The 13,947-nt window shown below is 63.3% G+C and carries 15 protein-coding genes; 7 read left to right on the forward strand and 8 right to left on the reverse strand.

Annotated elements, in window-relative coordinates; genetic code table 11:
* The first annotated feature begins 20 nt into the window (after positions 1 to 20).
* The 3 genes from earP (at position 21) to AC1DN9_RS03155 (ending at position 2,750) form a co-directional block, all read left to right on the forward strand.
* Positions 21 to 1,088, forward strand: coding sequence for an elongation factor P maturation arginine rhamnosyltransferase EarP (earP, locus tag AC1DN9_RS03145; protein ID WP_478097183.1), 1,068 nt, complete (start codon positions 21 to 23; stop codon positions 1,086 to 1,088).
* 108 nt (positions 1,089 to 1,196) lie between these two features.
* Positions 1,197 to 1,751: an elongation factor P gene (gene efp / locus AC1DN9_RS03150; protein WP_028253416.1), complete on the forward strand. Its 555-nt coding sequence runs from the start codon at positions 1,197 to 1,199 to the stop codon at positions 1,749 to 1,751.
* Between the two features lie 132 nt (positions 1,752 to 1,883).
* Entirely contained in the window at positions 1,884 to 2,750 is an 867-nt protein-coding gene (locus tag AC1DN9_RS03155; protein ID WP_478097185.1) for an LOG family protein, read from the forward strand.
* 21 nt (positions 2,751 to 2,771) lie between these two features.
* Here the strand turns inward: AC1DN9_RS03155 and AC1DN9_RS03160 are convergent, their stop codons facing one another.
* The 5 genes from AC1DN9_RS03160 to pncB are packed head-to-tail and all read right to left on the reverse strand — an operon-like array spanning position 2,772 to position 8,942.
* Entirely contained in the window at positions 2,772 to 3,953 is a 1,182-nt protein-coding gene (locus AC1DN9_RS03160) for an MFS transporter (protein WP_478097187.1), read from the reverse strand.
* Positions 3,950 to 5,293 carry a DNA recombination protein RmuC gene (locus tag AC1DN9_RS03165; RefSeq protein ID WP_478097538.1) on the reverse strand — a complete coding sequence of 448 codons (1,344 nt, stop codon included), beginning with the start codon at positions 5,291 to 5,293 and terminating at the stop codon, positions 3,950 to 3,952. The genes AC1DN9_RS03160 and AC1DN9_RS03165 overlap by 4 nt, the downstream gene beginning before the upstream one ends.
* 18 nt (positions 5,294 to 5,311) lie before the next feature.
* Positions 5,312 to 6,298: a 2-hydroxyacid dehydrogenase gene (locus AC1DN9_RS03170; RefSeq protein WP_478097189.1), complete on the reverse strand. Its 987-nt coding sequence runs from the start codon at positions 6,296 to 6,298 to the stop codon at positions 5,312 to 5,314.
* Positions 6,299 to 6,300: 2 nt separating this feature from the next.
* The gene (locus tag AC1DN9_RS03175; protein ID WP_478097191.1) at positions 6,301 to 7,725 is read right to left on the reverse strand and encodes a sodium:proton antiporter; all 1,425 of its coding nucleotides are present in this window, start codon (positions 7,723 to 7,725) and stop codon (positions 6,301 to 6,303) included.
* Entirely contained in the window at positions 7,722 to 8,942 is a 1,221-nt protein-coding gene (gene pncB, locus AC1DN9_RS03180) for a nicotinate phosphoribosyltransferase (protein WP_478097193.1), read from the reverse strand. The genes AC1DN9_RS03175 and pncB overlap by 4 nt, the downstream gene beginning before the upstream one ends.
* A 191-nt stretch (positions 8,943 to 9,133) precedes the next feature.
* Between pncB and AC1DN9_RS03185 the strand changes: the two genes are divergently transcribed.
* Positions 9,134 to 9,364, forward strand: a complete 231-nt coding sequence (locus AC1DN9_RS03185; RefSeq protein ID WP_478097196.1) for a CsbD family protein — start codon at positions 9,134 to 9,136, stop codon at positions 9,362 to 9,364.
* Between the two features lie 62 nt (positions 9,365 to 9,426).
* The gene (locus AC1DN9_RS03190; protein WP_478097198.1) at positions 9,427 to 9,843 is read left to right on the forward strand and encodes a hypothetical protein; all 417 of its coding nucleotides are present in this window, start codon (positions 9,427 to 9,429) and stop codon (positions 9,841 to 9,843) included.
* Between the two features lie 70 nt (positions 9,844 to 9,913).
* Here AC1DN9_RS03190 and AC1DN9_RS03195 read toward each other — a convergent pair whose 3' ends face one another.
* The gene (locus tag AC1DN9_RS03195) at positions 9,914 to 10,351 is read right to left on the reverse strand and encodes an acyl-CoA thioesterase (RefSeq protein WP_478097200.1); all 438 of its coding nucleotides are present in this window, start codon (positions 10,349 to 10,351) and stop codon (positions 9,914 to 9,916) included.
* Entirely contained in the window at positions 10,348 to 11,277 is a 930-nt protein-coding gene (locus tag AC1DN9_RS03200; protein WP_478097202.1) for a histone deacetylase family protein, read from the reverse strand. Before AC1DN9_RS03200 ends, AC1DN9_RS03195 begins: the two co-directional genes overlap by 4 nt.
* 173 nt (positions 11,278 to 11,450) lie before the next feature.
* Between AC1DN9_RS03200 and AC1DN9_RS03205 the strand changes: the two genes are divergently transcribed.
* Both AC1DN9_RS03205 and AC1DN9_RS03210 read left to right on the forward strand, forming a co-directional pair.
* Positions 11,451 to 12,008 carry a phasin family protein gene (locus AC1DN9_RS03205; protein ID WP_478097204.1) on the forward strand — a complete coding sequence of 186 codons (558 nt, stop codon included), beginning with the start codon at positions 11,451 to 11,453 and terminating at the stop codon, positions 12,006 to 12,008.
* Positions 12,009 to 12,271: 263 nt separating this feature from the next.
* Positions 12,272 to 13,030, forward strand: a complete 759-nt coding sequence (locus AC1DN9_RS03210) for a 3-hydroxyacyl-CoA dehydrogenase (protein WP_478097206.1) — start codon at positions 12,272 to 12,274, stop codon at positions 13,028 to 13,030.
* Here the strand turns inward: AC1DN9_RS03210 and AC1DN9_RS03215 are convergent.
* The gene (locus AC1DN9_RS03215) at positions 12,978 to 13,940 is read right to left on the reverse strand and encodes a YihY/virulence factor BrkB family protein (protein WP_478097208.1); all 963 of its coding nucleotides are present in this window, start codon (positions 13,938 to 13,940) and stop codon (positions 12,978 to 12,980) included. The two genes, AC1DN9_RS03210 and AC1DN9_RS03215, sit on opposite strands and share 53 nt — an antisense overlap.
* Positions 13,941 to 13,947 lie beyond the last annotated feature (7 nt).

Consider the following 13,947-nt stretch of genomic DNA (forward strand, 5'->3'; position numbering starts at 1 on the left):
GGGCTGTAGAGTATCCCGCGATGCGCTGGGACATTTTCTGCAAGGTGATCGACAACCATGGCGACGTCGGCGTCTGCTGGCGGCTCGCAGCTGCGCTGGCGGCGGAGGGCGAGACGGTGCGCCTCTGGATCGACGATCCCTCCGCACTGAACTGGATGGCGCCCGGTGGCTGCGAAGGCGTCTCCGTCGTCACCTGGACGGAACGGGAGGCCGCGGACTCGCCCGCTACCCCGGCGCCAGACGTGCTGATCGAAGCCTTCGGTTGCGATCCCGCCCCCCAGGTCGTCGCGCTCTTCGCGCAGCAGCGCCACGGAGCCGGCACGGACAACAGATGGATCAACCTGGAATACCTGTCGGCCGAACCTTATGTGGAACGGCTGCATGGATTGCCCTCCCCCGTATTCCGTGAACCCGGCGCCGGCCTGACCAAGCACTTTTTCTATCCGGGATTCACGACGGCCACCGGTGGCTTGCTGCGCGAGCCCGACCTGATGGCGCGCAGGGAGCGCTTCGACCGCAAGGCATGGTTGGCGCAGCAGGGAATTCCATGGCAGGGCGAACGACTCATCTCGCTGTTCTGCTACGAGCCGCGGGCGCTTGGAGATCTGCTGGCGCAACTGCAGGGCGCTGAACAACCGACTCGCCTCCTTGTCACGGCCGGTCGCGCGACTGCAGCCCTACCGCCGGGCCCTGCCCAGCGCGGCGCGCTCTCCATTTCGTGGCTGCCCTATGTGTCGCATCGGGATTTCGACCATCTTCTCTGGGCCTGTGACCTCAACTTCGTCCGAGGAGAAGATTCGCTGGTGCGGGCGCTCTGGGCTGGCGCGCCCTTCGTCTGGCAGATCTATCCGCAGGACGACGACGCGCACCACAACAAGCTCGACGCCCTCCTGGATTGGCTGCAAGCAGCTCCTTCCCTGCGGCTTTTTCACCATCTCTGGAACGGCGTCACCCCTGGCGCCCTTCCGCCGCTCGACAAACCGACGCTCACGACCTGGAGCACGACCGCCCTGGCAGCGCGTGCATCCCTGCTGTCGCAAGAGGATCTTTTGACGCGCTTGCGGCGCTTCGTCGCCCAAAAAAGCTAAAATTGCGGGCTTTGCGGATTTCCGGCCGGGTTTCACCTGTTGCCCGCCTTCCGCTGAACCCGCCGCGGTGCATGTGCAACGAGCGGCTTACATCCAGAGACCCTGATTATGAAAATCGCTCAAGAAATTCGCGCCGGCAACGTGATCATGCACGGCAAGGACCCGATGGTCGTCCTCAAGACCGAATACAGCCGCGGCGGCCGCAATTCCGCCACCGTGCGCATGAAGCTCAAGAGCCTGATCGCCAACTTCAACACCGAAGTGGTTTTCAAGGCCGACGACAAGATCGACCAGATCGTGCTCGACAAGAAGGAGTGCACCTACTCCTACTTCGCCGATCCGATGTACGTCTGCATGGACACCGAATACAACCAGTACGAAGTCGAAGCCGAGAACATGGGCGACTCGCTCAACTACCTCGAAGACGGCATGCCCGTCGAAGTGGTGTTCTATGACGGCAAGGCCATTTCGGTCGAACTGCCCACCAGCGTCGAGCGCGAAATCACCTGGACCGAGCCGGCCGTCAAGGGCGACACCTCGGGCAAGGTCATGAAGCCTGCCAAGATCTCCACGGGCTTCGAAATCGGCGTGCCGCTCTTCGTTGCCCAAGGCGACCGCATCGAAATCGACACTCGCACCGGCGAATACCGCAAGCGCGTCTAAGCCGTCTCAGCCATTGAACGGTCATGAAAAAGGCTCCTTCGGGAGCCTTTTTTGCGTCTGCGCCGACGGACTGGGCCCAAAAACTGCAAGGCGCACAATTCAGGATCCAGGATCGTTTTTTCCCGCAAGAACATGCCCAACAGTACACACGACCTTCACGACAAACGCCTTGCCGACGCGTGGGCCACCCTGCAGGCCCATTCGGACAAGGGACTCCCGCTGAACACCGATCCGTCGCGGCTGGCGTTCGCCGATCCCGAATTCCTGCTCCGCCGCGAGACGCGCGGACTTCGCATGCAGCTGGAACTGATGAAACCCGACATCGAAATGCGCGCCCACGGCATCGAGAACACGGTGGTGGTGTTCGGCAGCGCCCGCTTCCGCAGCGAAGAGGAATCCGGCGCCCTGATCGCCCAGGCCGAGGCGGCCGGCGACACCGTCGCCGCTACTCGCTGGCGCAAGCTCGCGCGCAGTTCGCACTATTACGAAAAGGCGCGCGCCTTCGGCAAGCTGGTCGCGCAATACAGCAACGACCGGGAGCCGGAAGACAAGCTCTTCGTCTGCACTGGCGGCGGCCCCGGGATCATGCAGGCCGCCAATCGCGGTGCGTACGAAGGCGGGGGGCTTTCTGTCGGCCTCGCCATCGCGCTGCCGATGGAGGAAGAAGCCAACCCCTACGTCACGCCGGCCCTGAGCTTCAAGTTCCACTACTTCGCGATCCGCAAGATGCATTTCATGATGCGGGCGAAGGCGCTGGTCGCGTTTCCGGGCGGGTTCGGCACGCTGGATGAACTCTTCGAGGTGATCACGCTCGTCCAGACCCGCAAGGCGAAGCCGGTCCCGATCGTGCTTTTCGGCTCGGACTATTGGAAGCAGCTCGTCAATTTCGAATTTCTCGCCGAGGAAGGCGTGATTTCGCCCGAGGACGTGAAGCTGATCGAATACGTCGACGCGCCGCAAGACGCGTGGGACTACATCAAGCGCTTCTACAAGCTCTGACGCGTTCCCCGGCGCCGGCGCTCAGGCTGCGTCGGCCGCGCTGGGGACCTGCAGGCCCCAGACCGAGCGCGTGCCGAGTGCCACGACGCCGCCCACGATCCAGAACACGCCCGCTATGCCGATCACCGCGCCTGCGGCGCCGAAGAGCATCGGCATCGCGACGCTTGAAGCATTGAGCGTCATCACACGCAGGCCCAGCGCCTCGCCGTGGCGGGCGTGCGGTGTGATCTGGTGCAGCATGCTCATCACCATGGGCTGCACGGCGCCGAGCGCGATACCCAGCATCACCGAACATGCGCCCATGCCGATCGCCGACGACATCAGCGGATAGGCCGCGAACACGAGCGCAGTGATCACGTTGGAGGCGGTGATCACAGTCCGTTCGCTCAGGCGCGAAGCCACCATCGGCAGCACGACGCGGATGCCGGCCGCAGCCACGGCAAAGGCGCCGAGGATGGAGCCGATCACCGAAGCGCTCAGCCCTCGTTCATGGCCCAGGATCGGCAGGACGAAGGTGTGCACGTCCCAGGAGGCGGATTGCAGCCAGTTCACGAACAGCAGGCGACGGAACATCGGCTGCCCCAGGAGATCCCAGGCGCGCGGCTTGGGCGCACCATCGGGCGGTCGTGTCGTCGGCAGCTCATGCGTGCCGCGTGCCAGCATCCAGCACGCGACGGGCAACAGTGCCAACAGCACGAAGGCCACCCGATAGCCGATCAGGTCGCCCGCCGTTGGCCCAGCATGGTCGATTAGAAGCCCGGTGACAAAGGGGCCGACGAAGTTCGCGGCCGCCGGCGCGATCGCGAGCCAGCTGAACACCTGCTTGAGCTGCGTCGGACTGCTCGCCGCACGCCCGACATGACGCTGCAATGCAATCACCGCGATGCCGGTGGCGCCGCCCGTGAGGAGTGCGGCAATGCAAAGCACCGGAAACACGGGAAATGCCGCCGCGAGCCCCGCGCCCGCAGTGGCCGCAGACACGGCAATGAAAAGCGGACGCCGCAACCCATGGCGATCAGCAAAGCGGCCCGCCGGCAACGCCAGGAAGACCTGCGTCAGGGCAAAGAGCGAAAGCAGCACGCCGACCGCCGCGGCGCTGTAGCCCTCGCTCAGCGCCAGCAGCGGCGCCGCCAGCCGGGTGCCCGTCATCGCCGCGTGCAGGCAAACCTGCGCAGCAATGAGCCTGAGCAGGCTCGCGTTCACGCGGTACCGTCGTCCTCGCCGTCGGCGAGCGGCAGCATCCCTTGTGTCTGGGACTCCGGCAGCGCTTCGACCTTGCGCAGCGCAAGCCGCATCTGCTTGGCGCGGGTGTCAGCCTTGTCGATCGTGTCGGATGCCTTCGCCACTTGCTCCTTGATGCGCGCGACCCATTCGCCATAGCGCTCGAACTCGGTCTTGACTGCTCCGAGCACCTTCCAGACTTCGGAAGCCTGATGCTCCAGCGCCAGCGTGCGAAAGCCCATGTGCAGGCTGTTGAGCATCGCCAGCAGTGTGGTCGGGCCGGCCAGCGTCACGCGATGCTGGCGCTGGATGGCATCCATCAGTCCGGGGCGGCGCAGCACCTCCGCGTAGAGGCTTTCCACGGGAAGGAAAAGGATCGCGAAGTCGGTGGTGTGCGGCGCCGCCAGGTAGTTCTCGGCGATGGACCGGGCCTCGGTGCGAATGCGCGCCTCCAGCGCCTTGGCAGCGATTTCCGCCGCGCCAGGGTCGGCCCGTTCGTGGGCATCGAGCAAGCGCTCGTAATCGTCGCGCGGAAACTTGGCGTCGATCGGCAACCAGACCGGGGCACCGTCGTCGCCCCGCCCCGGAAAGCGGATCGCGAAGTCCACGCGCTGTCCGCTGCGCGGCTTGGTTTCGATCTGCTTGGCGTACTGGTCGGTCGTCAGCACCTGTTCGAGCAGCGCTTCGAGCTGAACCTCACCGAACACGCCGCGCGTTTTCACGTTGGTCAGCACCCGCTGCAGGCTGCCGACACCGACAGCGAGCGTCTGCATCTCGCCCAGCCCCTTGTGAACCTGCTCGAGCCGGTCCGCAACCTGCTTGAAGCTCTCGCCCAGACGCGCTTCGAGCGTACTCTGGAGCTTCTCGTCGACCGTCTTGCGCATCTCGTCGAGCTTGGCGGTGTTGGTCTGCTGGAGCTGCGCGAGTTGCGTCTCCATGGTCGCGCGCACTTCCGCCAGCCGCCGGGCGTTCGATTCGCTCAGGCCCTGGAGTTGCGTGTTGAGGGTGTCACCCAGCGTCTTCTGGAGCAGGTTGAGTTGCTGCGCGAAGGCGTCGATCTGCGCGTTTTGCGTGCGCGTGTTTTCGGCGCCCTGATGAACGAGCGCCTGCTGGAACGTGGAGAACGCCTGCGCCGTCTCCTGTCGGGCGCCGCGCGAGGATTCCCCGATCTCGTGGCGCAGTTCGCGCTCGACACGCTCGTTGTTCGCGGCCAGCGTCGCAATCAGCGCGGAGTGATCCGGCGGAGCGGGCCTCCGCACCAGCAGCCAGACGACGAGGATGAAATTCAAGGCCGCCAGGGCCAGCAGGATCCAGGTTTCGATCACGGGTCTTGTTGTTTTCTATCGGTTGGCGACCACGGCGGGATTGAGCGGCGTGACCGGTTTGTTGTTGACGAGATAGCCGATGAGGTTGTCCACTGCCAGGTCGGCCATGGCGCGCCGCGTCGGCACGGAGGCGCTCGCGATGTGCGGCGTCAGCACGACGTTCGGCACCTTCAGCAAATCAGGGTGCACCTTCGGTTCGCCCTCGAACACATCGAGGCCGGCAGCGGCGATGCGCTTCTCGCCTAGAGCCGCGGCAAGCGCCGCGTCGTCGACGATCCCGCCGCGTGCGATGTTGACCAGGGTGGCCGTGGGTTTCATCAGCGCCAACTCGGCAGCGCCGATCGTGTGGTGCGACGCAGGGGTATAGGGCACGACGAGCACCACGTGATCGGCGGTCTTGAGCAACTCTTCCTTGCCCACGTAGCTGGCCTTGCACTCGGCCTCGAGTTGGGCGTCGAGCCGCGACCGGTTGTGATAGATCACCTTCATGCCGAAACCCAGCGCCCCGCGCCGCGCGATCCCTTGCCCGATCCGGCCCATGCCGATGATGCCGAGCGTGGAGCCGTGGATATCGGAGCCCGCGAACATGTCGTAGCTCCACTTTTCCCACTTGCCCGCGCGCAGGAAATGCTCGCTTTCCGCGATGCGGCGGGCCGTGGCCATCAGCAGCGCGAATCCGAAATCGGCCGTGGTCTCGGTCAGCACGTCCGGCGCATTCGTGCCGAGCACGCCGTGGGCGGTCATGGCCTCGATGTCGAAGTTGTTGTAGCCCACGGCCATGTTGGCGCAGATCTTCAGGTCGGGGCAGGCGTCGAGCACTTCGGCATCGATGCGTTCGCTGCCGGTGGTGAAGACACCGGCCTTGCCCTGGAGCTTGTCGATCAGCCGGGCCTTGGTCCAGCTTTCGTCGTTCTGGTTGGACTCGACGTCGAAATGCGCTTCAAGTCGCGCGATGGTCTCTGGAAAGATCGAACGCGCGACGAGGATTTTGGGTTTGCTCATGATCAACGGAAGAAGATGAAGGTGGCAAGAACAAAAAGCGGCACCAGGATGGCGCCCGACCACACCATGTAGCCGAAGAAACTCGGCATGCGCACGCCCCGGCTTTCCGCGATGGCCTTGACCATCAGGTTGGGCGCATTGCCGATGTAAGTGTTGGCCCCCATGAACACGGCACCCGCCGATATCGCGGCCAGCGTCGTCGCATAGGTGGTCATCAGCGCCTGCGGATCGCCGCCGGCCGTATTGAAGAACACCAGGTACGTKGGCGCATTGTCGAGGAAGGAGCTGAGAATTCCGGTGGCCCAGAAATACATCGCCGGATTGGGCTGTCCGTCGGGATGCGTGACCGCAGAGACGATCGCGCCGAAAGGACCGTCGACGCCGGCCTTCAGCATCGCGATCACCGGCACGATGGTCAGGAAAATGCCGGCGAAGAGCTTCGCAACCTCCACCATCGGACCCCAGTTGAACTGGTTGTCGGCGTGCACCTGGGGTGCGGTGATCCTGAGCGACAAAAGGATGATCGCGATCAAGGCCACGTCGCGCACAAGGCCAGGCAATCCCATCTCGGTGCCAAGAATGTCGAAGCTGATCGGCGATTTCCAGAGACCGCTCAGCAGGACGAAAAAGACCGTGGCAGCCAGCAACCAGAAATTGACCGCTCCGTCGAAGCCGATGCTCCGTGTGTCCGGCGTCGGGTCGACTGCGTACGTGCCACCGTGCCTGTAGTACCACGCATCGAGCATGTAGAACAGCACCAGCAGGATGCCGACCAGAAACAAGGTCTCGGGAAAGATGTTCCGTGCGGTCCAGAAGAAGTCGACGCCCTTCAGAAAGCCCAGGAACAGCGGTGGATCGCCCAGCGGCGTCAGTGAACCGCCCACGTTCGAGACGATGAAGATGAAGAACACGATCACATGCACCTTGTGCTTGCGATCATCGTTGGCGCGTATCAGGGGGCGGATCAGCAGCATCGAAGCCCCAGTCGTTCCCATGAGGCTGGCAAGCACCGCGCCGATCGCCAGGATCGCCGTGTTGAGCTTCGGCGATCCACGGAGATTCCCGCGAATGTGGATGCCTCCCGAGACGGCGAACAATGCAGCCAGCAGGATGATGAAGGGAATGTATTCGGCGACCAGCGCATGCACGAGTTGCGCAAGCGCCAGCGAGACGCCGAAGCTCGCTGCAAAGGGCAGCAGGAAGGCCAACGCCCACCCCGCCACGACCTTGCCATAGTGGTGATGCCAGAACGATGGCGCCAGCAGCGGCAGCACTGCGATCGACAGCAGGACGCCGGCGAAAGGCACGCCCCACAGTGGCGACAGGCGAGCGCCGTCGAAATCGGCCGCCAGCGCGATCGCCGGCAACATGAGCGCGACGAGTGCAAGCGACCGGGCGACGTTCCTCGTCGAAGCCGCGACCGTCATGCGACGGGCTGGGCGATCTCGAAGACCTGGCGCAGATAGGCCAGGTATCGTTCGTCTTCGCACATGTTCTTGGAGGGCGTGTCCGACAGCTTCGCCACCGGCTGGTCGTTGCACGCGACCATCTTGATCACGATCTGCAGCGGCTCGTAGCCCAGGTCGTTGGTCAGGTTGGTGCCGATGCCGAAAGCGAGCTGGCAGCGGCCACGGAACTGCTGGTAGAGCTCGACGGTGCGAGGCACCGTGAGGCTGTCGCTGAAGATCAGCGTTTTGGTGAGCGGATCGACACGGTTGGTGCTGTAGTGGGCCAGCATGCGTTCGCCCCATTGGAAGGGATCGCCGCTGTCGTGACGCGCGCCATCGAACAGCTTGCAGAAGTACAGGTCGAAATCGCGCAGGAACGCGCTCATGCCGTACACGTCGGAGAGCGCAATACCCAGGTCGCCGCGGTACTCCTTGGCCCAGATCTCGAAGCCGAAGATCTGGCTGTCGCGCAGCCTCGGCCCGAGTGCCTGGCAAGCCTGGAGGTATTCGTGCGCCATGGTCCCGAGCGGGATCACCCCGAGCTTCATCGCATACAGCACGTTGCTCGTGCCCGCGAACTGCGGCAGCTTTGCCTGGGCGTGGGCTTGTTGCGGTGGCGCCGTGACAGCCCCCAGGCGCGCGGCGAGCGTACGCAACACCTCTTCGTGCCAGTCCTTGGAGAAGCGACGACGCGTGCCGTAGTCGGCGATCTTGAGGTCTGCGAGGCCGGCGTCCTGCAACTGCGCGATCTTCGTCTCGAGCCGCCGGCGGCCTTCGGCCATGTCGGGCTGCGGCTGGGTATTTCGGAAGTACACCTCGTTCACGATCGCCAGCACGGGGATCTCGAATAGGATCGTGTGCAGCCACGGCCCCTTGATGCGGATCTCCAACTCACCGGAGGGCTGCGGAACGATGTCGATGTACTTCTCGTTGAGGCGGAACAGTCCGAGGAAATCGACGAAATCACTCTTGATGAACCGCATCGAGCGCAGGTAGCTCAACTCGGCATCCTTGAACTGCAGCGAGCAGAGGTGACGCACCTCTTCCCGTATCTGCCCGGCAAACCGGGCCAGGTCGATGCCGGGATTGCGGCACTTGAAACGGTATTCGACGCGCGCCCCCGGAAACTGGTGCAGCACCACCTGCATCATCGTGAACTTGTAGAGATCGGTATCGAGCAGGCTGTGGATGATCATGATGCGGCGCGCTGGTCTCCGGGTAATCGTTCGGCGTGCGTTCGATTATCACGGGCCGCGTCGGCATGTGCCTACGACCCGTTCCCCGAGCGTCCTACCGGCATTCCGAGGGCATCACGCGACAGTGTCTTCACGCCGGCCCACACGACATCCAGGCCGGTGGCGAAACCTTATCTTGAAGGAGATACGTGATGAACAAAGACACCGTCGAAGGCAACTGGAAGCAACTCAAGGGAAAGGTCAAGGAGCAGTGGGGCAAGCTCACCGACGATGACTTCGATGTCATCGCGGGCAAGCGCGACCAGTTGCTCGGCCGCATCCAGGAACGCCACGGCATCAGCCGGGACGAAGCCGAGAAGCAGGTCGCTGCATGGGAAACCCGTGACGGCCGCACACCTGCGATCTGGATGGAGCGCGTCTGAAGCGGTCAACCGCCCAGACCCGTCCGATCCCACCCATTCAGCAACTACAGAGGGACCAAGCCATGAAAAAGCAACTGCTCATGATCGCCATCGCATCGACTTGCCTTGTCGCCGGCCAAGCCAGCGCGATGACGTCCGATGAATACAAAGTAGCCAAGGAAAAGATCGAGGCCAACTACAAGGTCGACAAGGCCCAGTGCGACACCTTGAAGGACAACGCCAAGGACGTATGCGACAAGCAGGCCAAGGGCAAGGAAAACGTCGCCAAGGCTGAACTCGAACAGCAATACAAGCCCAGCGACAGTCACTCCCGCAATGTCGCCGAAGAGAAGGTAAAGGCCAACTATGAAGTCGCGAAGGAAAAATGCGACGACCAGAAGGGCGCGGCCAAGAGCGCTTGCGAAAAGGAAGCCAAGGCCGAGGAGGCTCGAGGAAAGGCCGAAATCCAGACCATGAAGATGTCATCAAGACAACCATGAGGAAGATGTAAGCGACATCGCTTGCACCACTAAAAAACGGCGTCCCTGGACGCCGTTTTTCTTGAGGCCGTCAGATCCGGAGTTCGTCGATGACCGCGAGCAGCGCGGGCGGAAGTTTGACGGAGCGTTGTGTGATCCGGTCAACGTACACATGGACGAAATGCCCCTGGGCCGCCGCCGTCTCTGCGCCCTCGGCGAACAGGCCGATTTCGTAGCGCACACTCGAACTGCCGGCGTGCGCCACGCGGATGCCCGCCTCCACAGTCTGGGGAAACGCGAGCGGGGCGAAGTAGTTGCACTGCGTCTCGACCACGAATCCCACCGTCGTGCCTTGATGGATGTCCAGCGCCCCGCGCTCGATCAGGTACGCGTTGACGGCGGTGTCGAACCAGCCATAGTAGACGACGTTGTTGACATGCCCGTACATGTCGTTGTCCGCCCAGCGCGTCGGGATGCTGCGAAAGGCGCGGTAGCTGCTGCGGTTCTGCGGGGAGGGTCTGTCGTTCATGGCGCGGCATTTTGCCAGCGCCGCCAGTATTCGAACGCCACGCGAAAGGTGCCTAGCTGCACCTGCACGGTCTCCGCGATATCCGCCGCATAGCCGCCCGCCATCGCGAATACCAAGGGAATGCGCCGCTGCCAGGCGAAATCGAACACGCGGCGGTCGCGCGCCTCCAGGCCGTCGAAACTCAGCTTGAGCCGGCCCAGCCTGTCGCGCTCGAAGGGGTCGGCGCCGGCAAGATAGATGACCAGTCCGGGCGTGAACCGCCGTTCGAGTTCGTCGAGCGCCTGTTCGAGGGCGGCTAGATAGTCGGCGTCCCCGCAACCGTCCGGAAGCTCGACGTCGAGGTCGCTCGCCTCTTTTCGGAAGGGGAAGTTCTTCTGACCGTGCAACGACAGGGTGAACACACTTGGGTCATCGCGAAAGATACTCGCGGTGCCGTTGCCCTGATGCACGTCGAGGTCGACGATGGCGACCTGGAGCGGTACGCGGCCGCGCCGCCCGTGCTCCGCCTGCATGAGCCTCGCGGCCACGGCCGCGTCGTTGAAGACGCAGAAGCCGCCACCCTTGCCCGCGCTCGCATGGTGCGTCCCACCAGCCATGTTCGCCGAGATGCCTTCATCGAGCGCTGCGCGGCAAGCGGCAATGGTTGCACCCGTGGAGCGGCGAGAGCGCTCCACCATCGCCTCGCTCCATGGAAAACCGATTTCGCGCATCGCCTCGGCGCTGACGCTGCCATCGCTGATCGCGGTGATCCATTGCGGCGTGTGCGCCAATGCCAGTTCACCATCGCTGGCGCGCGGGGCCTGAATCATGAGGACTTGCGGCAGCTCGCGTTCAAGCCCGTCGCGCAGCATGGCATAGCGGCTCATTGGAAAACGATGTCCCGGCGGCAACGGCAGGACGAACTGACCTGAATAAAACGCACGCATCAGAAACATTGTCAGCCTTGATTTAGAAGCAGCGTTCTAAATTGCTGCATGGCAACAAGAATCCTCTTGTTTACAACTCGCGTCTGCCTATACTTGGGCCCATGCTGCACCGCAACATCGATAGAGGGGCAGCTCACCGCGAATCCATCTTTCACCTCAACTGGAGCACCTCAATGGCCCTTACTGCTGACCAACTCATCGCCGCCCAAAAAGCCAACCTCGAAACCCTGTTCGGCCTGACCACCAAGGCTTTCGAAGGCGTCGAAAAGCTCGTCGAACTGAACGTGACCGCCTCCAAGGCTGCACTGACCGAAGCCGCCGGCACCAGCCAGGCCCTGCTGAACGTCAAGGACGCGCAAGAGCTGCTCTCCCTGCAAGCAAGCCTGTTCCAGCCCCTCGCCGAAAAGACCGCTGCCTACAGCCGTCACCTGTACGACATCGCCCAAGGCACCGGCGCCGAGTTCACCAAGGCTTTCGAAGTGAAGGCCGCTGAAGCTCAGCAAGCCTTTGTCGGCCTCGTCGACAGCGCCGCCAAGAACGCCCCGGCCGGTTCGGAAACCGCCGTTGCCGTGATGAAGAGCGCCGTGGCTGCCGCCAACAACGCTTTCGAATCGGTGCAAAAGGCCGTCAAGCAAGCGACCGACGTCGCTGAAGCCAACTTCCAGGCCGTGTCGACCACCGCCGTGAACGCAGCCAAGAGCACCGCTCAAACCGCTACGCGCAAGCGCTAATTCATAAAAGTCATTCAGAGCCCGCTTGAAGCGGGCGTCGATTGTCTCCTTGGGTCCTTCGGGATCCAATTCAGGGCCCTCGTCTTCGGACGGGGGCTTTTTTTTGCTCGCCCCCAGGTTGGCTCACTTCGTGTAGCCGCCCACCCCCTACCGGGGGCAACACCAGCGGCCCGGCAAAGCCGGTTCCGCGGTGTTTCCCGAACTTGCGCCCTTTTGTCCGCTGTGGGTCTTTGATAATTGGCGGCTTATCTTTGGAGACTTACATGCAAATTGACGGCAAGGTTTTTATCGTGACGGGCGGGGCTTCGGGCCTTGGCGAGGGTACAGCGCGGATGCTGGCGGCGAATGGGGGCAAGGTGGTCGTTGCCGACATGCAGGCCGACAAGGGCGAGGCGGTCGCCAAGGATATCGGCGGTGTTTTCGTCAAGTGTGACGTGAGTCAGGAAGCGGATGGGCAGGCGGCCGTGGCCGCGGCGCTGAAACTGGGCAAGCTGATGGGGCTGGTCAACTGCGCCGGCATCGCGCCGGCCGAGAAGACGGTTGGCAAGACCGGGCCGCATGCGCTCGCCGTCTTCAGCAAGACTGTCACGGTCAACCTGATCGGCAGCTTCAACATGATCCGTCTCGCGGCGGACGCCATGAGCAAGAACGAACCGGAAGCGACCGGGGAACGCGGCGTGTTGATTTCCACCGCCTCGGTCGCGGCCTACGACGGGCAGATCGGGCAGGCTGCCTACAGCGCGTCGAAGGGCGGCGTGGTGGGCATGACGCTGCCGATCGCACGTGACCTGGCGCGCAACGGCATCCGCAACATGACGATCGCACCCGGCATTTTCGGGACGCCGATGCTTTTCGGCATGCCGCAGGAAGTCCAGGATGCGCTCGCTGCGAGCGTGCCCTTCCCTTCGCGCCTTGGCACGCCGGACGACTACGCCAAGCTCGCCAAGCACATCATCGAGAACGACATGCTCAACGGCGAGGTGATCCGACTCGACGGCGCGATTCGTTTGGCGCCGCGCTGACGCTGCCGAGGGCGCCTTCGGTGTCGTCCTCCGGCAGCAGGCTACCGGTGCGCTCCAGGCGCTCGTATTGCGCAATCACCTGGGCGCCGAAGAGCACCAGCGTCGCCGCGATTTCAAGGCTCAGCAAGACCACGATCGCGGTTGTCAGCGAACCGTAGACGACGTTGACCTGCGACAGCGTCGCAAAGTAGAGCACCAGCAACCGGCGCGTGACTTCCCAGAGCAGCGCCGCGGTGACTCCGCCGAGCAGTGCATGCCGCAGCCTGAGCTGGCCGACGGGCATGACCAGGTAGAGCGAAGTCAGCATCAGGATCTCGCCGGCCAATCCGAGCAAATACAGCAGCAGCCCCGAGACCCCCGAGAGCGACCAGCGGTGGCCGAACAAATCGATGGTCTCCTCGCCGATGACCTGCAATGCCCCTGACACCAGCGTGACCAGCAGCAGCCCGAAGCACAGGCAAAGGATGTAGATATACGGCATCACCACCGACACCAGGAAATGCCGCGAATGATCCGCCTTGCGATGATGAAAGATCACCGCCATCGCGCTTTCGAGCACGGTGAAGGCGAGCGAACTGAAAAAAATCATCGTCACCAACAACACCGGCCCGAGGACATCCGCATGGGCGAGGAAATTCGACAACTCGGCGACGATGGCTCGCGACTGCCCCGGCAGCAGCCATTCGAGATAGCGCCCGACAGCCTCGAGCAGCGCGGATTGCTCGATGAACCGGGAGAGCGTGATCACGCTCACGATCAGGAGCGGAACGATCGACAGCAGCGCGTAATAGGCGACCGCACCGGCGAGCAACAGCCCCTGGTTGGCCTTGAAGCCCTTGAGGGCCTCCCAAATGAATCTCAACGGATGTCGAAACAAGGGCGGTGCATGGATGATGGTTCGGCGAATCATGCGTCGA

Source organism: Variovorax sp. 05L425 (genome assembly GCF_056397705.1).

Coding starts and splice junctions, on each gene's coding strand:
- earP (WP_478097183.1), top strand. CDS start 21: ATGCGCTGGGACATTTTCTGCAAGGTGATCGACAACCATGGCGACGTC.
- efp (WP_028253416.1), top strand. CDS start 1,197: ATGAAAATCGCTCAAGAAATTCGCGCCGGCAACGTGATCATGCACGGC.
- AC1DN9_RS03155 (WP_478097185.1), top strand. CDS start 1,884: ATGCCCAACAGTACACACGACCTTCACGACAAACGCCTTGCCGACGCG.
- AC1DN9_RS03170 (WP_478097189.1), bottom strand. CDS start 6,298: ATGAGCAAACCCAAAATCCTCGTCGCGCGTTCGATCTTTCCAGAGACC.
- pncB (WP_478097193.1), bottom strand. CDS start 8,942: ATGATCATCCACAGCCTGCTCGATACCGATCTCTACAAGTTCACGATG.
- AC1DN9_RS03185 (WP_478097196.1), top strand. CDS start 9,134: ATGAACAAAGACACCGTCGAAGGCAACTGGAAGCAACTCAAGGGAAAG.
- AC1DN9_RS03190 (WP_478097198.1), top strand. CDS start 9,427: ATGAAAAAGCAACTGCTCATGATCGCCATCGCATCGACTTGCCTTGTC.
- AC1DN9_RS03195 (WP_478097200.1), bottom strand. CDS start 10,351: ATGAACGACAGACCCTCCCCGCAGAACCGCAGCAGCTACCGCGCCTTT.
- AC1DN9_RS03200 (WP_478097202.1), bottom strand. CDS start 11,277: ATGCGTGCGTTTTATTCAGGTCAGTTCGTCCTGCCGTTGCCGCCGGGA.
- AC1DN9_RS03205 (WP_478097204.1), top strand. CDS start 11,451: ATGGCCCTTACTGCTGACCAACTCATCGCCGCCCAAAAAGCCAACCTC.
- AC1DN9_RS03210 (WP_478097206.1), top strand. CDS start 12,272: ATGCAAATTGACGGCAAGGTTTTTATCGTGACGGGCGGGGCTTCGGGC.
- AC1DN9_RS03215 (WP_478097208.1), bottom strand. CDS start 13,940: ATGATTCGCCGAACCATCATCCATGCACCGCCCTTGTTTCGACATCCG.